At 45.2% G+C, this 20,864-nt stretch carries 14 protein-coding genes and 1 pseudogene; 11 read left to right on the top strand and 4 right to left on the bottom strand.

Annotated features, from left to right (window positions below):
- Positions 1 to 26: 26 nt before the first annotated feature.
- The gene (locus RLO19_RS24590; protein WP_446360025.1) at positions 27 to 764 is read right to left on the bottom strand and encodes an LmeA family phospholipid-binding protein; all 738 of its coding nucleotides are present in this window, start codon (positions 762 to 764) and stop codon (positions 27 to 29) included.
- 85 nt (positions 765 to 849) lie between these two features.
- The gene (locus RLO19_RS24585; RefSeq protein WP_446360024.1) at positions 850 to 2,580 is read right to left on the bottom strand and encodes a hypothetical protein; all 1,731 of its coding nucleotides are present in this window, start codon (positions 2,578 to 2,580) and stop codon (positions 850 to 852) included.
- A 235-nt stretch (positions 2,581 to 2,815) separates the two neighbouring features.
- Here RLO19_RS24585 and RLO19_RS24580 point away from each other — a divergent pair, with 235 nt between their 5' ends.
- The 4 genes and pseudogenes from RLO19_RS24580 (at position 2,816) to RLO19_RS24565 (ending at position 8,529) form a co-directional block, all read left to right on the top strand.
- The gene (locus RLO19_RS24580; protein ID WP_446360063.1) at positions 2,816 to 4,114 is read left to right on the top strand and encodes an RNA-guided endonuclease InsQ/TnpB family protein; all 1,299 of its coding nucleotides are present in this window, start codon (positions 2,816 to 2,818) and stop codon (positions 4,112 to 4,114) included.
- Between the two features lie 236 nt (positions 4,115 to 4,350).
- Positions 4,351 to 6,035 (top strand): annotated as a pseudogene (locus RLO19_RS24575) (ATP-binding protein); the annotation flags it as partial.
- Positions 6,036 to 6,055: 20 nt separating this feature from the next.
- A complete protein-coding gene (locus RLO19_RS24570) occupies positions 6,056 to 7,945 on the top strand; it encodes a PAS domain S-box protein (RefSeq protein ID WP_446360023.1) in 1,890 nt (629 codons plus the stop codon).
- A gap of 305 nt (positions 7,946 to 8,250) precedes the next feature.
- The gene (locus RLO19_RS24565) at positions 8,251 to 8,529 is read left to right on the top strand and encodes a hypothetical protein (RefSeq protein ID WP_446360022.1); all 279 of its coding nucleotides are present in this window, start codon (positions 8,251 to 8,253) and stop codon (positions 8,527 to 8,529) included.
- Between the two features lie 225 nt (positions 8,530 to 8,754).
- On the opposite strand, the gene RLO19_RS24560 is transcribed toward RLO19_RS24565, so the two are convergent.
- Positions 8,755 to 8,895 (bottom strand): hypothetical protein, encoded by a 141-nt coding sequence (locus RLO19_RS24560; RefSeq protein WP_446360021.1) that lies wholly within the window; start codon positions 8,893 to 8,895, stop codon positions 8,755 to 8,757.
- A gap of 79 nt (positions 8,896 to 8,974) precedes the next feature.
- Between RLO19_RS24560 and sfsA the strand changes: the two genes are divergently transcribed.
- The 4 genes from sfsA (at position 8,975) to RLO19_RS24540 (ending at position 15,203) form a co-directional block, all read left to right on the top strand.
- The gene (gene sfsA, locus RLO19_RS24555; protein ID WP_446360020.1) at positions 8,975 to 9,742 is read left to right on the top strand and encodes a DNA/RNA nuclease SfsA; all 768 of its coding nucleotides are present in this window, start codon (positions 8,975 to 8,977) and stop codon (positions 9,740 to 9,742) included.
- A 92-nt stretch (positions 9,743 to 9,834) separates the two neighbouring features.
- Complete coding sequence (locus RLO19_RS24550) at positions 9,835 to 10,941, top strand: alpha/beta hydrolase (protein ID WP_446360019.1); 1,107 nt, start codon at positions 9,835 to 9,837, stop codon at positions 10,939 to 10,941.
- A 154-nt stretch (positions 10,942 to 11,095) separates the two neighbouring features.
- Positions 11,096 to 12,547, top strand: coding sequence for a polysaccharide biosynthesis/export family protein (locus tag RLO19_RS24545; protein WP_446360018.1), 1,452 nt, complete (start codon positions 11,096 to 11,098; stop codon positions 12,545 to 12,547).
- 301 nt (positions 12,548 to 12,848) lie between these two features.
- The gene (locus RLO19_RS24540; protein WP_446360017.1) at positions 12,849 to 15,203 is read left to right on the top strand and encodes a GumC family protein; all 2,355 of its coding nucleotides are present in this window, start codon (positions 12,849 to 12,851) and stop codon (positions 15,201 to 15,203) included.
- Between the two features lie 134 nt (positions 15,204 to 15,337).
- Here RLO19_RS24540 and RLO19_RS24535 read toward each other — a convergent pair whose 3' ends face one another.
- Positions 15,338 to 16,342: an NAD-dependent epimerase gene (locus RLO19_RS24535; RefSeq protein WP_446360016.1), complete on the bottom strand. Its 1,005-nt coding sequence runs from the start codon at positions 16,340 to 16,342 to the stop codon at positions 15,338 to 15,340.
- 263 nt (positions 16,343 to 16,605) lie between these two features.
- Between RLO19_RS24535 and RLO19_RS24530 the strand changes: the two genes are divergently transcribed.
- The 3 genes from RLO19_RS24530 to iscB form a co-directional block, all read left to right on the top strand.
- Positions 16,606 to 18,366 carry a hypothetical protein gene (locus tag RLO19_RS24530; RefSeq protein WP_446360015.1) on the top strand — a complete coding sequence of 587 codons (1,761 nt, stop codon included), beginning with the start codon at positions 16,606 to 16,608 and terminating at the stop codon, positions 18,364 to 18,366.
- A 156-nt stretch (positions 18,367 to 18,522) separates the two neighbouring features.
- Complete coding sequence (locus RLO19_RS24525) at positions 18,523 to 20,250, top strand: hypothetical protein (RefSeq protein ID WP_446360014.1); 1,728 nt, start codon at positions 18,523 to 18,525, stop codon at positions 20,248 to 20,250.
- Between the two features lie 223 nt (positions 20,251 to 20,473).
- Positions 20,474 to 20,864, top strand: a 391-nt coding sequence (gene iscB / locus RLO19_RS24520) for an RNA-guided endonuclease IscB (protein ID WP_446360062.1), incomplete at its 3' end; no start/stop codon positions are given.

Here is a 20,864-nt window from a genome sequence, read left to right as displayed (position 1 = left end):
CCGTTTAAAGTTTAGTATAGCGGAATTCAAGATGAGGGAAGACTCTCCACATGAGATTGAGACTGAAGCGTCATCCTACCCTTTTGCACCTCCAATTTTGTGAGGTGCAGTGACATTCCCTCTAGAACGAAGTCACGTAACCCTAACAAATCACTAATTTTATTGCGTAATGTTCTAGTGATTTCCGGTGATAAATCTTTCCCCTCGCTGTACTGGACATCTTCTAAGGATATGGTTCCCTGGCTTGGGTCTAAGTGGGGTACTGCAGTAAAGGCAACTGAATGAGTTTCCCTCGTTTCTTGAAGAAAAACTTCAGCCTTCACACCAATCTTACCGTTACCTGGTAAAGAAAAGTCCGCCTTTTGTACGTCAACCGTTGCCGGTTTGCCCTCTATCTGCACGCTTAGGTTTTGCAATTTATTATGCACAAGTTCAGAGTTGAGCGCTCGACTAACGTCTTGTTCCGTTAGAACAACATGACCCGTGGCATCGGTTGGTTTTTCCAGTTTAATATTGCCAAAGGCAGCACTCATGGTATCAATAGTGATGTTACCGATGTCCATTTTTACTTCCTCAACGCGCAAGTCTCCCTGCACCATTTTTTTGCCTTTCATCGAGACTGAATCCGCCTTGCCTTGAATTGCCTTAAGGGGATTAGTCTGAATGTCCACATCCAACTCCTCCACCTCATCGAGTTGACTAGAAAACCCAGCTTCTGCTGCCTGACTGAATGCTTGTTCACTGAGTCCTTTATCCTTTGACATGATATCTCTATAGCTTTCATTTTTACTTCACTACTGGTTATTTTATAGACGGCGCGATCGCAATGTCTCTATATAGGGATAGAATTTAGCGTCTTTTTTGGAGGATACACTCTGCCTCTAGAACCATCAATCCCTGTGTTTCCCAAACAGCACAATCACTTCTCAAGGATGCCAACACAGGTTGTTTCCCCGCTTCAAGTTTAGCTATGGCTTGATTTGCCGCAGGTTGGTACTGCATCAACCAAGAATCATTAGCAATTGATTCGGCTGTTAATGGTGTAGTCGGTAGCAGCAAAAAATCAATCCCGTATTTTTTGATAAACTCCTGGACAATCGCCAAATCTGGACTATATTGCGCTTCAATTAAATCTGACATCCGCTGCCGAAATTGGCGATAATAACCCCAATGATAGGGAATCGCATATTCGCGACCAACTAAAATTGAGCGTTGTGCATAAGTGGGTAAATTATTCGCTTCTTCCACTAATGATGCAATTTGACTGTCCTTGGGTTGCTGTTGAAAAAACTCATATAAAGTTGGGACATTACCACCAATATAAGCCGTCCAGGGAAACGTATTCAGAACCAAATGAGGATATCCGACTAAGGTAATTCCGATTACACTGATTAAACCGAATGCAAAAACTTGTCCCAGTTTGACCGAAAAGACGCGCCATGGCGCCTCTGTACAGGCGAAAACCGCGTCTAGGATGAGGGTGAGAACTATTGCCGCCGCCAGCGCGATCGCAATCCGCAGGCTATGCTGAGTATAACGGCTAGGCAGGTGCAGTTTGAATAGCAGAGCATGGGCGGCTAAAAATAAAATAGCTGACGCCAATAAGAACTTGACTAAGACTTCCATATTCCCGGTTATCTGCTTGGCGAGGGGAAAGCGAGAGGGAAAGCGTAGCATAACGGGTAATAGCAAGCCCAAATAACTCAGAGGCGGCGCTAAGGCTGTATCAATGCGGATACCACTGCGTCCATTAAACCAGAATGACCAAGCATCGTCGATAAAAAAGCGAGTTCGCCCTTGAGATAAGAAATCGGGTAAACTTTTGGCTTGTGTAGCTGTGATCACCGGGGCAAATTCTGACAGACTAATCCTGTAGGGTAATAACACCGCAAACGCCACTGCCAAACCCGTGAAACAGAAGACATAATCGCGGCGATTGTGAGACACAGAGGGAAATTTCCGGTTAAACCGCCACAAGTGCAAAATCAGAAACGCCGCACAGACTAGCACTAATGAGGGATAGAACAATCCTAACAGCGCGATCGCGATTCCCATCCCAATCAGTGAATGGCGCATCCCATAATACAAAAACGCTAACAGGATAGGATAAATAAACGCCTTGGGAGTTCCCGATATCAACCCATCCTGCATCCACAGATTTTGATTCAGCATTACAGATGCGATAAATCCAGTCAAAGGTATTGGTAACAATTGCACCGCCACGCCAAAACAGTAACCTGTGGTAACTAATCCCAAAACCAGGGGCAAAACTTTACTCAAAACAATCGGATCAATCCCAATCCCTGCCATGAAATGGTATAGGGCGCGATATCCTAATGGTGCAACCGATTGGAAATAATCGGCAATGATATCATTAGGAAATAACTCTGGGTCTAAAAATCGCCGCATCCAGAAGACATGCTGTCGCGCATCATCCTGTACCACATATTGGCTGCTGAAGGCAAACTGAAGGGCTAAAGTGCCGTAAAGCGTGGAAATTATCAGACTCAGCGTCAACCAAACAATCAAGTTATGCTTCGTTGTACCCGTGAGAAAACGGTGCAAATGGGTTATCCACATTTGGTCAATTAAAAGGGTTTTGATTTAGACTACAGGGAAGCTAGTGCAGATGCAACATCTGGCGTCTGGAAGGACAAGAGTTTACGGTTGCTGTATTACGTCATAAGCGATGGTGCAGGCTCCCTCGTGATTTATCCGAGGGATGAAACCGAGCAAGTCGTAAAGACAGTGGGATTTATCCCGCGATAACCTCCTTAAGTGATATAATATAACCATAAAATTGGAGGTGATGTTATTGTACGGTTGTCAACAAGTATTGTTAAATCCAGAGCAAGAGGTAGCCGCAGTTTTAGAGTTTATTTGCGCTGAAGCGAATAACTTAATGAACTGCGGTATTTATTATGCTCGTCAACTCTGGTTTAAGCGTCGGCGGATTATCGGTAAATACGACTTAGAAAAGGAGTATAAAAACAACAAGCACTTCCAAGCTCTATACTCTCAAGCAGCTCAACAAGCACTGAGAACAGTTAGTGAATCTTTCAAGTCGTTTGATGGGTTGATGAAGGCGTTCAGAAAAGGAAAGATAGCGGACAATCCTAGACTACCTAAGTATTTAAAGAAGGGCGGTCTTTCTGTTGTCAGTTATCCTAAACAAGCTTTGAAGATTAAAGATGGTCAAATCAGAATACCGCTAGGAACGCTAGTCAAGACATGGTTCAAGATAGCAAATTTCTTCATCCATAAGCCATCTAATCTTGCCTTCAAAGACATCAAAGAGCTGAGAATCCTTCCCCGCAACGGCTGCTTCTATGCTGAGTTTGTCTACCTCCTGCCTTCTGTAACAGCAGATGTAGACCCCTCACGGGTACTAGGAATCGACCCCGGACTCAACAACTGGATGACCTGTGTTTCTAATGTAGGAACCAGCTTTATTGTTGATGGACGTAAACTAAAGAGTCTTAATCAGCTCTACAACAAACGGGTTGCAACCATTAAGGTGGGGAAAGCTCAAGGGTTTTGGAATGAAGAATTAGCCTCTCTTGCAGAAAGGCGCAATAGGCAAGTAAGAGATGCAGTTAACAAAGCCGCTCGTATAGTTATCAACCATTGCCTCCAACATCGAATTGGAACAGTCGTTTTCGGTTGGAATCGACACAATAAAAATGGGATTGAGCTGGGGAAAAAGACGAATCAAGAGTTTGTTCAAATTCCTACCGCTCGTCTTAAAAATAGGATTGAGCAACTGTGCGAACAATATGGAATTCAGTTCGTAGAAACTGAAGAAAGTTATACCTCTAAAGCGAGTTTTATCGACAACGATCCTCTGCCTGTATTCGGCTCAGGCCCGGAAGGGTGGAAGGCTAGTGGGAAGCGAGTAAAACGAGGAATGTACCGCACCAAAAATGGAGAATTTGTCAACGCCGATGCTAACGGTGCTGCTAATATCCTCCGCAAAGTAGAGATACAGCTAGGTCTTGACCTAGCCAAGGTCTGTAGGGCGTTCTTGACTGCGCCATCCAGAGTTTTCCTCTGGAACTCTAAGAAGACAAAAGGTCGGGACGCGGCTTCAGCCCGTCCCGTAGTATCCTCTTAGAATCCCCCGCGTTTTAACCGGGGGAGAAGTCAAACTAACGCTTCATTTTAGGGTGTCATTTATCATCGTTGGTGAAGAGTCGGGCATTCGTCTACTCCCTAGGAGAACTCATAGAGTCATATTCGCGCCCAGATTTTTCAGTTCGACGGCTAAATTTATATCGCGACGGCTCTATTTTCACCACATTATATTGTTTTTGTCAACTCTCTGCCCTCGATTTCCTATTCACACAACCTATGACGAATAACACCGCCTTAAAAATTGCCAATTACCGCATTCTCTCCCAACTCTACGAAAGTGTCAATACCATAGTTTATCGCGGTATTCAACCAGAGGAACACAAACCTGTCATTCTCAAACTTCTCAAACAAGACTATCCCACACCCCAAGAGTTGACTCGCTATCGACAAGAGTATGAAATCACCCACCATCTAATATCGATGGCGTGGTTAAGGCATATAATATCCAACCCTATCAGAGAACCTTAGTAATCATCTTAGAGGATTTTGGCGGTGAATCCTTACAGCAGTGGATGAGTAACCTGACAAAGACATCCTCGTCTCTACCCCTGCGGGACTTTCTCAAAATTGCGCTCACAATAGCGGAAACTTTAGCACAGATTCACGCTGTTCATGTCATTCACAAAGATATTAACCCAAGCAATATTGTCTTTAACCCCGAAACCGGACAACTCAAAATCATTGACTTTGGTATCTCCACCCAGCTTACCCGCGAAAATACCACACTCAAAAATCCTCATGTCTTAGAAAGAACATTAGCCTATATTTCCCCCGAACAAACCGGGCGGATGAATCGTTCTCTAGACTATCGCACAGACTTTTACTCCCTAGGTGTCACCCTCTATGAACTGCTAACCGGAAAGCTGCCATTTGAGACAAAAGATGCCATGGAATTAGTCCATTGTCATATAGCAAAAGTCCCAACACCTCCCCACGAATTAGTCGGGACGCACCGATGGGAAACCATTCCGCAAACCGTTGCGAATATTGTCATCAAACTGATGGCAAAAACCGCCGAAGAACGGTATCAAAGTGCTTGGGGAATTGTCGCTGATTTGCAAACCTGTCTGAGACAATTAACTGAAACTGGAACAATTGAAGACTTTCCTCTCGGTTCTCAAGATATTTTCGATCAATTCCAAATTCCCCAAAAACTCTATGGGCGAGAAGCGGAAGTGGAAACCTTGCTCGCCGCTTATGATCGCGTCGCGAATCGAGACGACAAGGAAACCCAAAAATCCGCAGATACCCCCATCGAGATGATGCTGGTGGCGGGGTATTCTGGCATTGGGAAATCATCCTTAATCGCCGAAATTCATAAACCTAACACTCGACTACGCGGCTATTTTATATCGGGCAAATTTGACCAGTTTCAAGGCAAAGTTCCCTACTCAGCTATTGTCAGCGCCTTTAAGGAATTGGTACAGCAAATTTTGACAGAAAGCGAAGCCATACTCAATCAATGGCGAGAAAAACTATTAGCCGCTTTAGGGACAAATGGTCAGGTGATTATTGATGTAATTCCTGAAGTCGAACGGATTGTCGGTCAACAGCCTGCGGTGCCACAATTAGGGTCACAAGAAGCCCAAAATCGTTTTAATATTGTCTTCCAAAAATTCATTCAGACATTTTGCTCACCCGAACATCCGTTAGTTATTTTTATCGATGATTTGCAGTGGGCAGACTTGGCGACGCTCAAGTTAATTCAACTTATTATGACTGATAGCGAGATACATTATCTATTTTTAATCGGTGCCTATCGGGATAATGAAGTCAGCGCGACTCATCCGTTGATGATGACACTGGATGGATTGAAAAAACAAGGAGCGACGGTTAACTGTATTACGTTATCTCCTTTAAAATTAGACCATATTAGCCAAATTATTTATGACACATTAAACCCAAAAAAACAATAAAAATTATGCTAACTGGACAAGCTGATATTGAAGCCATAGGCAATGCAATTAATTATGCTAAACTCTATCGTTATATCGCTAAGCCTTGGCAGGCTTCAGACCTAATTTTGACAGTAAAAGAAGCAATCAATAGTTATCTTCAAGATAAAAAACTGGCTGAACAAAATGCCCAACTTAAACAGTTGAATCAGGATTTAAAACAATCTGTCAAATTACTCAGTGCTAGTGAGCTAAAATTTCGGGCAATTTTTAATCATACATTTCAGTTTACGGGGATGCTGAGTGTTGATGGAATTGTCCTAGAAGTCAACCAAACTGCCCTTAATTTAGGTGAGTTACATTTAGATGATGTGGCAGGAAAACCCTTGTGGGCGTGTTACTGGTGGACTATTTCTTCCCAAACTCAAAATCAGTTAAAATTAGCCATTTCTCAAGCTGCTAGCGGTAAATTCATCCGTTATGAAGTTGATATTTTGGGCGCACAAAAGTGCATTGCTACGATTGATTTTTCGATTAAACCGATTATTGATGAAAATGGTAGTATTAACTTTTTGATTGTTGAAGGTCGAGATATTAGCGATGTTTATTATGAGCTGCGTTTACGCAAACAAGCTGAAGCTGCACTGGTGAAGGCAGAACAAAAATATCGCTCTATCTTTGAAAATGCCCAAGAAGGAATCTTTCAGATTGCTCTCGATGGCAGTTATCTCAGTGCTAACCCCGCTTTAGCCCACATCTACGGCTACGATTCCCCCCAAGAATTGATCGCAATCCTTAACAGTATTCAGCATCACTTGTACGTTGATCCCCGTCGGCGTCAGGAATTTATGACACTTATGCAGCAGCATGGTGTTGTGTGTGAGTTTGAGTCAATGATCTGCCGCAAAAATGGCACAATTATCTGGATTAGTGAGAATTCCCGTATTGTTTATGATGCGTCTGGAACTCCACTTTACTATCAGGGCTTTGTGGAAGATATTACATCTCGCAAACAAGCGGAGGCGGAGCGAATTAAGTTCACAAATGAACTGTTTCAACTCAATCAATCTTTTTCCCGTTTTGTCCCCAGTCAATTCTTACAGATCTTAAATAAAAAAAGTGTCGTTGATGTAGAATTAGGCGATCAAGTCCAGCAAGAAATGTCAGTCCTTTTCTCGGACATTCGTGATTTTACCACCCTCTCGGAACGGATGAATCCTCAGGAAAATTTCAAGTTCATTAATGATTTTTTAAAGCGGATGGAGCCAGCCATTATCGAACATCATGGCTTTATTGATAAATATATGGGCGATGCGATTATGGCACTATTTAGTGGTATTGCTGATGACGCGGTTCAAGCCGGAATTTCTATGGTACAGCGGTTGTATGAGTATAATTTGCGTCGTCTGCAATCGGGTTATACCCCGATCAAAATTGGCATTGGTATTAATACCGGCTCGTTGATGCTGGGTACAGTTGGGGGAAAACACCGGATAGATAGTACGGTGATTAGTGATGATGTTAATTTAGCGGCTCGCTTGGAGGGATTAACAAAACAGTATAAGGTGTCGTTATTAATATCGGGACAGACGTTGACTCGTTTACATAACCCAACAGAGTACAGCCTCCGCTTTGTGGAGCAGGTTAAGGTAAAAGGCAAGTCAAAAGCGGTGGCAGTTTTTGAAGTGTTTGATGGAGATTCATTAAAAATTAAGGAGGGCAAGTTAGCCACAATCTCAATTTTTGAAGAGGGGTTGTTTCTCTACGCCAAGCAAGCGTTTGGCAAAGCGAAACAGCGGTTTGAAGAGGTTTTGAGAATTAATCCCCAAGATACGATTGCTCAAATTTATCTTAACCGTTCCTTGGCGCAACTCCAGCAAAAGGGGGTTTTTTTGACTATGAGGGATGAGGGATGAATTTTGGTGAAGATATCTAGGGTGGAAGAAGCTGGGGGAGCTGGGGTTGTAGAGACGTAGCATGCTACGTCTGGGAGCTGGGGTTGTAGAGACGTAGCATGCTACGTCTGGGAGCTGGGGGAGCTGGAGGAGGCTGTAGAGACGTAAGGCGTGTAACTATGGCGATAAAAAATTAAATTAGAGCTTATCTCTTGCCGTATGGGGTTGTAAGGTAACTTTAATTTTGTCCGACTACTTAGATATATTAGATATAATAGAGAGTAGAGAGCAAAATTAATTTGAACTCAGTCAACTGAGAGAAATCAATGCGGAAAACCGTACTTGTCGTTTTATTTATTTTAGGGCTAGTATTATCAGCCACTTTCAGACTAGCTCCAGCGCAAGCGACAGTCCCTGATACTCAAGTTTATACATGGGATTTTATTCGCCCCGGAAGCCAGCAATTAGTTTGTAAGCAAATTACTATCCATCCTGAAAATGAGGTTGTTTCCCAAACCTCGCACCATAAATCGGTAAAGATGTCCTCTAAATCTACAATTGTTGAGGAGCGTTATTGTTCCCGTTTAACCAAACCGCCTGTATAGCGGGGATCGGTGTCACAATAGGTAATGTAGAGACGTAGGATGCTACGTCTCTACTAGCGTTTCAGCCTAGGCTTAAATCCCCAGTTATACCAAATCCGCCGGTTCTCTGGAATAAACTAGCAGGATCACCCAAATTCTCTGGAGTTTTATGGTCAGTTTTTTCCAAAAGGTTATCGGTAAAACCCGCCCAGGAGAGAACTAATGGGAAACTTCTGCTGTGAAGGTTTAACCTCGTGTCATTTTGATATGATCCATAATCTGTTGCTTTTTAGCATCTGAACTCATCGAAAAGCCTTGCTGAGGAATCGTAATCGAGCGTTTGATGTGTTCCATGATCCGCTGTTTCCGTTGGTCTGAGTTAGCCATTTTGAGTCCATTGAATGTTATTGCATGTTAAGTTATTTTAATATACTTATTAAGTAATGTGAACAGTTCGCTTAAATTAATGGACGATAACTCCAATTGGATTTACACCTACCCGACATTAGAGAGGGGGACGTTACTCAGACGCTATAAGCGGTTTTTTGCCGATATTCAGCTTACATCAGGGGAAACAATCATCGCCCACTGTCCGAATACCGGTCCAATGACAGGGGTTTCCACCCCTGGAAGTTTAGTTCAGGTATCTCACAGTAATAATCCCAAGCGAAAGTTAGCCTACACCTGGGAGATGATCCAAGTCAATGACACCCAACCGACTTGGGTAGGGATTAATACCGCACTCCCGAATCGGGTGATGAAGATTATCCTGGAACAAAAGCTAATTCCGGAATTAGCCAATCGCTACAGCCAAATTCGCCCAGAAGTGGTTTATGGTGAAAACCGGAAAAGTCGGGTTGATTTTGTGCTAACGGGGGAGAATGACGCGCCTCCCATCTATTTGGAAGTCAAGAATACGACTTGGGCGCAGGGAACCTTAGCCTTATTTCCCGACACTGTTACCACAAGGGGACAAAAGCACCTGCAAGAACTCCAGAAGTTATTGCCCCAAGCCAAGGCGATCATGCTTTATTTTATCAATCGGGGGGACTGCGATCGCTTTAGCCCGGGTGATATTACTGACCCCGTTTATGGCAAACTCTTGCGAGAGGCGGTTCTCCAGGGGCTTGAGGTGTTACCCTGTCGTTTTGAGACGAATCCCCAAGGGATTCGTTATTTAGGGTTAGCCGAGTTTGTCAGTGATGCGGGATTAGAGAATTCTTTAATGGGTTGAAATTGGTATAATTTTTGGGCAGGATAACGACAAAGACAACAGCTTTGTCAAACCTGAAACGTCTTTGTGATGAAATCTAATCCCCAAAAATCGTGAAGACTCAATCAGCCGTTCAAAGACTCCTACTCAAAACAGGTTGTACCAGTCTAATCGGATTAATCCTGCTGGTAATCTTTCTATATATATGCCATCAGATTGGTATAATCAACGCCTGGTTGTTTCCCTTAAAGCCTGTCGGTGTTTTCCTGGGTGGTGGGGGATTGGCGTGTTTCTTTATCGCTGAACTCTGGAGGCGACGCTGGAAGAGATCGATTGTGGTAGGGGTGTTGGTTGTGCTAATTGGGATTAACGCGATCGCGTACATCGGCGCCTACACTTTAACTCACTTTAGCGCTCCCGGACAACAGGCTTTAGGCATTCCTCGACCCCATAATACCAGAAATCCCAGTGTTATTGGGTTGCAGTATGTTACCCAACAGATTCCCATCAATCAAAAAGAATGGTTAGAAACCTGGTTCATTCCTGCCAAATATTCTGCCTCGAAAGGAACCATACTATTATTTCCAGGTAATGGCGGAAGTAAAGGCACACAATTACTCCCACCCGCGCAAGTCTTTAACGCCTTAAACTATGACTCGCTTTTAGTCGATTTCCGAGGCGTAGGAGGGTCAAGTGGCAATAAAACAACGGTTGGAGTGCGGGAAGCCAAAGATGTAGCTTTTGCCGTTAATTATGCTCAACAGTTAAATCTGAAACGTCCCATCGTTCTCTATGGAGTCTCCATGGGAACAGCGGCTATTTTGAGAGCCATAGCCCAAGAAAATATTGCACCTGAGGCGATTATTCTAGAACTTCCCTTTGCCAACCTTTTGAATGCGGTGAGGAGTCGATTGCCCTCTATCCATCTTCCGCCCTTTCCCACAGCGGAACTCTTTGTTTTCTGGGGGAGTATTCAACATGGATTTAATGGCTTTTCTCACAATCCAGCGGTGTATGCTAAAAGCGTAAACTGTCCGACATTGATATTACATGGGCAGCTGGATAAGTGGACGACGATGACCGAAATTGAGCAGATACTCCAGAATGTTCAGGGTGCTAAGCAACTGGTTTTATTTCCGAGCGCTGGACACAACTTACTTGTCACGGTTGATAAAAAACGTTGGGCTCAAAGTGTGGAACAGTTTCTCAGGAGACTCTAACGTTCTGCGGGTATGAACTTTTTCGTGTCAATTAGCTTCAACGGTAATGGGAGCTAATCACGAATGATCTAAGACATCTGTAATAAATATGACTAAACTGAGAATTAAAAGACCCATTGACAATTTTCGCACCATAGGGATCTGGAGGATCAACTTGAGCAAGCATTTAACACCATCTGTGGCAGGTTTAACCTTATTTGCCTTTTTTGCCGTAACCGCACCGCTTCCGGGAATGGCGCAAGTCCCCACATTTTCGCCCTCTGCACCCACGACAGTGACGAATCCACCACCCGATTTACCCTATACCCTAGGACCGGGCGATCGCGTGGGCGTGACGCTCTTTGATGTTCCAGAATACAGTGGGGAATACCAGGTTTTAGTCGATGGCACCCTCAATTTACCCGTTGCTGGCAGTATTCCTGTAGAAGGGTTAACCATTAATGCTGCCACTCAACGAATTTCTGGGCGATACGCTCCCTATGTGAGACGTCCCTTAGTCACTCTAAGCCTGATTGATGCTCGCCCCCTAAAAATTGCGGTCGCCGGGGAAGTCAGTCGTCCGGGTTCCTACAGCGTCACCCTCAACGAAGGGCAACAATTTCCCACCGTGACTCAAGTGGTTCAGCTTGCTGGCGGAATTAGCCGCTCGGCTGATGTGCGAAACGTACAAATCCGCCGCCGGATGAACCCAGCTACCCGACAAACCTATACGGTTAATCTCTGGGACTTATTGCAAAATAGTGATCTATCCCAAGACGTGACCTTGCGGGATGGTGATGAAATCTTAATCCCCACCACCACCGGCATTGACCCCCTGGAAAGCCGTCAACTGGCAACAGCGAGTTTTTCACCAGAGGCGGTAAAGCCGATTAAAGTTGCCGTAGTCGGGGAAGTGGTGCGTCCAGGTCCTTATACTGTGACAGCCGCCACATCGGGAGCCGCTACGGCTGACAGCGCCCGTGGTGGTAGTAGCGGTAACAATAACAATAACAATACAGAACCGCCAACGGTAACTCAAGCCATCCAAGTCGCCGGAGGTATTACTCAATCTGCTGATATTCGTAACGTGGAAGTGCGACGCACCACCAGAGATGGTACTGAGCAAGTACTTGTCATAAATCTGTGGGACCTTTTACAAGAGGGAGATCTCTCTGAAGATGTGATTTTGCAACAGGGAGATACGATTAGAGTCCCCGAAGCCGAAACCCTGACCGCTTCAGAAGCCACGGAATTGGCATCAGCAAGCTTCTCAGCGGCAATTATCAATGTAAATGTGGTGGGAGAAGTCGAGAAACCGGGTGCAGTCTCCGTCCCCGCTAACGCCCCCTTGAATCAAGCCCTGCTAGCGGCGGGCGGATTTGATAACCGTCGCGCCCGTAAGAGTTCTGTGGAGTTGGTTCGTCTCCAACCGAATGGTACCGTTAGAAAACGGGAAATCGAGGTGGATTTTACTGCCGATGTTAACGATCAAAGCAATCCGCCATTGCGCCCCAATGATGTGATTATTGTCAGACGTTCCGGTTTGACCAGAGTCACGGATACTTTGGGAACAATTGTTAGTCCGATTGGCAGCGTGTTCTCTGTGTTTAGATTTTTTGGATTTTAGAGCGTCGGTTGGCTGCTGTAGAGACGTGCCATGACACGTCTCTACAGGAAAAAGGGGAGATATTGTCGCTTGTGTTACCGTTTTTGAGGAATTTCAGTAGATAATTGAATGACTGAATCGGTGTTCTAGGACAGATAGGGAATCAAGAGTTGATGGTTAAGGGCTGATTCCCTACTCCTATCAAATTTGTAAATTTCAGCGGGATTCGTGACGATTTTGAGCCAACCTGATACACAATTAAACAAGGTAAAATGATTTTTTGACAAACGCGCTCAATCCACGCAGAAGGAGTAGGGGGAAGATGGAGATTGGTCAGATTCAGGAACCATTATCACCCAATGGCAATGGGAAACACCCAAAGTATTCACCACCGCTAGTCTACCGGACTCCACCTCCGGAACCTGCTCCTGATGAATGGACATTGCGCCAGTTGGTCAACGTGATTCGGCGTCGTGCTTTAGTAATTGCTGGAGTCGCGATCGCGGTAACCTCGGGGATCAGTTTTTGGACGTTGAATCAGACCCCTAAGTATGAGAGCAAGTTTCAACTGCTGGTTGAACCGGTTACTAAGGAAGGAGACTTAGACAGACTCACGGAAGTGGTGGGTGGCGGTGAGGGACGGAATTCGGCACTGGATTACGATACCCAGATTCAGGTGTTACGCTCTCCTCAGCTAATGGACGCTATTGTCCAGGAGATCCAAAAGCACTATCCGTTGGTAAGCTATGATTCCTTAATGAATCAGCTCATCGTTAGCCGACTGGGGGAAACCAAAATCCTAGAAGGGCGTTATCGAGATACTGACCCGGAAAGAGTACGGCGGGTTTTACACGAAGTCGCCAGAGGATATCTGCGCTACTCTTTACAAGAGCGACAACTGAACCTGAAACAGGGAATTATGTTTGTCGATGACCAGTTACCCATGCTGCGCGATCGCGTGAATAAGCTGCAAGGACAACTGCAAGACTTTCGCCAACAACACAACCTGCTTGACCCGGAAATCCAAGCCCAAGAGTTATCCCAACGGGTGAGTACGATTGAACAGCAGCAGTTACAAACTCAGGTTGAGTATCAAGAAACCCGATCGCTTTATAATACCCTTCTACAGCAGTTGGGATTATCACCTCAACAAGCTGTTGCTACAGTTACCCTCAGTGAAGCCCCTCGCTACCAACAGTTACTCAACCAACTCTCGGAACTTGAAGCCCAGATTGCCCTAGAATCGGCACGGTTTACGCCCCAAAGTCCCACGATGCAAGCCTTACGCCAGAAACGGGATAATCTGTTACCTTTACTTAGCCAAGAATCCCAAAATGTGTTGGGCGTCAGTCTAAGCGAGGCTGGGGTGTCCGGTGCTTCTCCCAATTCGATTCGCACGGAATTGACCCAGCAACTGGTGCAAACCACCAACCAACTGCAAGTCCTGCAAGTGAAACAAAGTGCGATCGCGCGAGCCGCTCAACTGCTCAACCTCCAGGTTAAACAAATCCCCGTCATCGCCCGCCGCTACACAGATTTACAGCGAGAACTCCAAGTCGCCACCGATAGCTTAAATCGCTTTCTGGCGGTACGGGAAAATCTGGAAATTGAAGCCGCCCAGAAAGCCTTACCTTGGCAGATTATCCTCAAGCCGCAAGTCCCCCAAGTCCCCGTGTGGCCCAATACCAAGCGGAATATCACATTGGGTGCGATCGCGGGGTTATTGTTGGGCATGGGTGTTGCTTTGCTGATGGAACGTTTGGATAATGTCTTCCATTCTCCCGATGAACTTAAAGACTTAACCAAACTTCCCCTACTGGGCATTATCCCCTACCAAAAACAACTCAAACAGATGATGTCTACGGCAAACCTAACCCAGACGACATCAGCGCCCCCTTCCCCCAACCCGCGAAAATCTCGCCGCCCATCCCGAAACTACAATGCTTCTCCTTTTTTAGAATCGTTCCGTTCGCTCCAGACTAATATTCGGTTTCTGGGTAGCGATACGCCCGTTCACTCCATCATTATTAGTTCAGCCACACCCTCAGAAGGAAAATCTACTGTTTCCGTCCATCTCGCCCAAGCCGCCGCCGCCATGGGTCAACGAGTTTTGCTAGTGGATGCAGACTTGCGACGCCCTCAGGTTCATCACTATTTGAACCTAGATAATCAAGTCGGCTTAAGTAATGTCATCGCCACGGGACTAACCGCGAAACAGGCAATCCAACGCATACCGATGTGGGATCGGTTGTATGTCCTCACCGCCGGTCAAGTCCCACCTGATCCGAGTCGTCTTCTGTGTTCTAAGAAGATGCAACATTTAATGGAGCAATTTCATGCGGTTTTTGACCTGGTGATTTACGATACACCACCTGTGTTAGGACTGGCTGATGGTCGTATCTTGGCGGCTCACGCTGATGGTGTAATTATGGTGGTTGGTTTGGGTAAGAGCGATCGCTCGGCATTAATGCAAGCCTTAGATAGTATGAGAATTTCTAACGCGACCGTGTTCGGAGTGGTTGCCAATGGCGTTAAAGGGTATACCACCCGGTCTTACTATTACTATCACAATCATTATGGCACCGAATCCGATATTCTCAAAGCCAAACAACTCTTGCTTAAACGGATGGAGGAAAACATCCAAAACGATGACGAAACCAAAAAAGAAGAGGAATGAAAAAGGTTCTCTTCAAGTCCCTGGCTAGTCAGGAATGGCGCTTGTGTAGGGGCGGGTTTTACGACTATCTTTTCTGTTGCACAAAATATGTGACTAAACCCGCCCCGATTCAATCTAATTATTGACAAAATAGACTAAATGTTGTAATAAGACCGATACCATTGAACAAATTGTTCCACACCCACTTGAATGGGCGTATTTGGTCTAAATCCCACATCTTGGATTAAATCATCCACATCCGCATAAGTAATCGGCACATCTCCCGGTTGCATGGGTAGCATATTTTTCACAGCAGTTTTGCCCAAAGATTGTTCTAGGGTTTCGATGAGGTGTAGCAGTTCAATCGGTTGATTATTGCCAATGTTGTAGAGTTTGTAAGGGGCAGAACTTTTTGATCCTGGTGAAGCATTTCCTGAAGCTTTCGGCTGCGGAATCTTACCCATGACTCGCACCACACCCTCGACGACATCATCAACGTAAGTAAAATCCCGTTGCATACGACCATAGTTAAACACATTAATCGGCTGCTCGGCGAGGATAGCTTTGGTAAATAAAAATAGTGCCATATCGGGACGATACCACGACCCGTAAACTGTAAAGAAGCGCAAGCCGGTTGTGGGTATGTTATACAGATGACTATAGGCATGAGCCATTAATTCATTCGCTTTCTTCGTGGCGGCATAGAGGCTAATGGGACAATCGACATTATCCTGTACCGAAAACGGCACTTTCGTATTCGCACCGTACACCGAACTCGATGAGGCAAACACCAGATGCTTAATCTCTGCATGGCGACACCCTTCCAGGATATTGGTAAAACCCACCACGTTACTATCCACATAAACGTAGGGATTTTTCAGGGAATAGCGAACACCCGCCTGCGCCGCCAGATGGACGACAAACTCAAAAGATTCTTGGGCAAATAACTGGGCAATTCCCTCTCTATCGGCTAAGTCTAGTTTATAAAAGCGAAACCCAGGTTGGTTCTCCAGTTGCGCCAGTCGGGCTTGTTTGAGGGAGACATCATAGTAAGCATTCAGGTTATCCAGTCCAATTACGGTATCACCTTGGGCAAGTAAGCGTTGACTGAGATGATATCCGATAAAGCCGGCTGCACCTGTAACTAAAACGTTGACCACACTTTAATTCCTCTTGTAAACTTCTGGATTTCGCGATCGCTTATCGGAATTCGCGCTATATTCTCTATGCTAGGTCTTCAGACGGGGAATAGGGAACAGGGAACAGTCAAAACCTTGGTTGGGGCGGGTTTAGTCACATCTTTTGTGAAAAAAAACGATAATAGTGAAACCCGCCCCTACTGCCCTTGAAAACTTTTTTACATAAGACGTAGTTTGCTTCTTTTCGGGAGGGAGTCTGGCAAATGACAAATGACAAATGACAAATGACAATCCCCGCCGTTAACTTTAATTTTTCCCACCTACTTACTAACAAAGTCTCTCGCACTCAGCAGGTGTTTTGGTTGAGTTTGAGCTTGACTTTTGCGGCTATTTATGCATATCCGGCACTACAAAACGCCTTGAGTCATGAGTATATTGTCCAGGATGATGCGCGGCAACATATTTTTTGGATGCGTCGGTTTCTCGACTCACAGTTGTTTCCTGGGGATTTGATTGCCGATTATTTTCAATCGGTTGCACCCTGGGGATATACTACATTCTATCGGCTCTTTGCCGCAGTAGGAATTGATCCGATGGCTTTAAGTAAGATTTTACCCCTGGGGCTGGGATTAGTGGCTACTGCCTACTGTTTTGGCATTACTCTACAAATTTTGCCTGTACCGATTGCCGGGTTTATCGCGTCGTTGCTATTGAATCAAAATCTCTGGATGAGAGATGATTTAGTATCGGCTACACCTGTAGCCTTTGTCTATCCTCTGTTTCTCGCCTTTGTGTATTATTTATTGCGACGGTTATTACTGCCAACTCTTGTCGCGATCGCGCTTTTGGGGTTATTTTATCCTCAGTGTGTCTTTATTGTAGCTGGATTGTTGATTGTTCAGCTAGGACGGTGGGAACAAGGGCGGTTTCGCTTATCTGTAGTGCGCTCAGATTATTGGTTCTGTGGGTGGGGATTAGGAGTTGCATTCTCGGTTCTCTTACCCTATGCTTTAAACTCTTCAGAATTTGGTTCTGTGATTACAGTAACACAAGCGAGGATGTTACCCGCTTTTTCGGCTAAAGGATGGTCAAGTTTTTTTAATGCTGACCCCTGGAATTATTGGATTTGTGGTAAGCGCAGTGGTATGCTGCCAACGGAATGGTGTAGGTTGATGGCAAAGTATTCGATTCTTTTAGTACCGCCACAGGTTTGGGTGAGTTTTTCTTTGCCGTTTCTGTTGAAATATCCCTCTCGGTTTCCTTTGGTTAAACGAGTGAGTGGGGGTATTATGCTGTTACCTCAGATGCTGCTGGTATCGATGGGTATGTTTGCCGCTGCTCATTTGTTTCTATTTAAGCTACATCTTCCTAATCGCTATACAGAACACAGTTTGCGAATTCTGGTGGCGTTGGCGGCGGCTGTGGCGCTGACTATTTTATTGGATACGGTTTTACAGGTGGCTCAAACTAAAGGGAAACCGCTTTTGGCTATTGGGTTTACGGGGGTTTTGGCTGCTATCCTACTTTTTTATCCCAGTATTTTGCAAGCTAATGATTATCCATTTCCAATTAGTCGTTACACGGTAGGTGATGTGCCAGAACTTTACAAGTTTCTGCAACAACAACCGGAAGATACGCTGATTGCTTCGTTAACTGAGGAAGCGAATAGTCTACCGACGTTTGCCCAGCGCTCGATTTTAGTGGGGGGGGAAGGATATGCGTTGCCTTATCATTTGGATTATTACAATGAAATTTATCAGCGGACGGTTGATTTGATTGAGGCTCAGTATAGTTTAGATGAGGGAGTGGTGCAAGATTTTATTCGGCGGTATGGGGTGGATTTATGGTTGGTGGAACGAGGGGCGTTTACGCTGGAGTATGTGATGGGTAATCCTTGGATTCAAGAGTATGAGTCGGCGGCGATAGGGGCAAGGTTGAGTCTGGCAGGGGGAGGGGTTCCGGTTTTGGTGGAGAGGATGGAACGGTGTAACCTGTTTGAGGGGGAGGGGTTGGTTGTTTTGTCGGCGGATTGTTTGGGGGATTAGTTGTTGGTATTTTGTTGGGTTATATTTGTTGTCTCATGCTTTTTTTTTAACGCAGAGTAACGCAGAGGGAAGCGCAGAGGAACGCAGAGGTTTTTTCGGTATGTTAATGGGGGGATTGGCGGTTTTGGGGAGGGAAATTTTTTCTCGGAAAATGCTATGACAAATGAGGAAGGAGGAAGGGGGAAGGGCAGATTATTCCGTTATCAGATTATCTTTTGGTTGAGTCTCAGTCTGATGTTTTCTGTGGTTTATAGTCTTTTGGCACTTCAGCAGGCGTTTAGTAGTGACTATTTGGTTGATAGTGATGCCAGACAGCATGTATTTTGGATGCAACGGTTTTTAGCGCCAGGGTTATTTGCTGATGATTTAATTGCCGATTATTATCAGTCGGTTGCTCCAGTTGGGTATGGGACGCTTTACCATAGTATGGCACTTTTGGGGATTCATCCGCTGGTATTTAATAAGCTGGTGCCGACTATTTTGGGGGTGATTACCACGGGTTACTGTTTTGGTATTGGTTTGGAATTGTTGCCTGTGCCAATTGCTGGATTTACGGCGTCTCTATTTTTGAATCAAAATCTTTGGACAACCTATACTCTGGTTTCGGGTACGCCGAGAGCGTTTGTTTATCCGATAGTTTTGGCGTTTTTGTTCTATTTACTGCGGCGCTCACTGTTTCCTTGTTTGGGTGCGATCGCGCTTTTGGGGGTATTCTATCCTCAGTATGTGTTGATCTGTGCGGGAATCCTGATTTTGCAGATGGGAGACTGGCAAGGGGGGCGGTGGTGTCTTTCGGGTAATCGGCGGGATTATTGGTTCGGCGGGTTGGGATTGGTGGTGGCGGTTCTGGTTCTGCTACCATACAGTTTACAGTCTAGTGAATTTGGACCTGCGATCGCGGCGTCTACGGCGAGAGGGTTACCGGAATTTATGCCAGAGGGGAGAACCCCTTTTTTTGATGCGAATCCTTGGGAGTTTTGGCTGTTTGGTAAGCGTAGTAGTCTTTTGGGCGGATTGTCTCTACCGCCGTTATTGTATCTGGGGTTGCTACTGCCCCTGCTGTGGCGCTATCCTTCTCGCTTTCGGTTGGTGAAGCAGGTGAGGAGTGGTGTGGTTATTTTACCTGAGATGGTGATAACGGCGGGTGTGACGTTTTTTCTCGCCCACCTTTTTTTGTTTAGGCTGCATCTGCCTATTCGTTATACTACCCATAGCCTGCGAATCGTTATGGCATTGGCGAGTGCGATCGCGTTTGTGGTAGTAGTGGATTCCTTGGTTTATTGGGCAAAGATTACCTCTTACCCCTCTAGAAGATATTTCGCTTGGGTAGTTACGGCACTTTTGGGGGCAACACTTATTTTATATCCCTGTTTTGTGAGTTTCCCGTTGACTCGATATAAACAGGGTCAATATCCCAGTTTATATGAATTTTTGGCTCAACAACCCCAGCCTAGTCTGATTGCCTCCCTTGATGAAGAAGCGAATAATTTGCCGACGTTTTCCCAGCAGCCTGTTTTAGTTAGTGAGATGTATGCGATTCCTTATCATGTCGGTTACTATAATCAGATTCGGCGACGGGCGATTGATTTAATTCAGGCTCAGTATAGTCCAGATTTATCCCAGGTACAAGAGTTTATTCAACGGTATGGCGTCACCTTTTTTTTAGTGCATCGTGCCGCGTTTACACCGGACTATATTGTGGGTAGTAATTGGTTGATGCAGTATCCCCCAGCCAAAGCCGCGATGACTCAGTTACAGGCAGGAATACCTTCCGCCTTGTCTAAATTTACAGAACAGTGTACTGTATTCGAGACTGATGCTTTGATGGTTCTAGAAGCGCAATGTATTGTCAACAACTCACCGCTAAGTTCTAGCGAACTATAGCGGGAGCTTGTGAAAACAGGCTCTAGTAACAGGCTCTAGTTGACCAGACTAAGTTCTACGAGAACTACGTTATTCAGCTCATGACACCCTAGGATACGTGCCAGTTATAGGCTCTGTCGTACAGTTTTAAACAGGTGTAGAGAGTTAAGCCAGTGAGCTGTACCTAACAAGGTTGGATAACATTGTCGAGGCAAACTTTACCAGTAATGAGAGTCTCAAAGTAATGCGAGTTTTCGTTCTAGACAAAAACCTACAACCTCTTGACCCAACGCATCCAGCGAGAGCAAGAGAATTACTGAACAAAGGGAGGGCTAAAGTATTCAAGCGCTATCCATTTACTATTGTCCTGCAAGACAGAACCGTTGAAGAATCAGTCACGCACCCACATCGGATCAAAATCGATCCTGGTAGTAAAGTAACCGGATTTGCAATCGTCCAAGAAGAAACGGGGCGAGTAACAAACGCAATTGTTGTCTCACACCGAGGGCAACAAATTAAAGATTCCCTCTTAGCTCGCAGGTCATTAAGAAGGGGACGCCGTAACCGTAAAACCCGTTACCGCCAGCCTCGTTTCTTAAACAGAACCCGTAAAACCGGATGGCTACCACCATCGC

The sequence above is a fragment of the Coleofasciculus sp. G2-EDA-02 genome, from assembly GCF_040226375.1.
GTDB lineage: Bacteria > Cyanobacteriota > Cyanobacteriia > Cyanobacteriales > Coleofasciculaceae > Coleofasciculus.
Note: the sequence above shows the minus strand (reverse complement) of the source record. Positions and strands in the feature narration are given on the sequence as shown.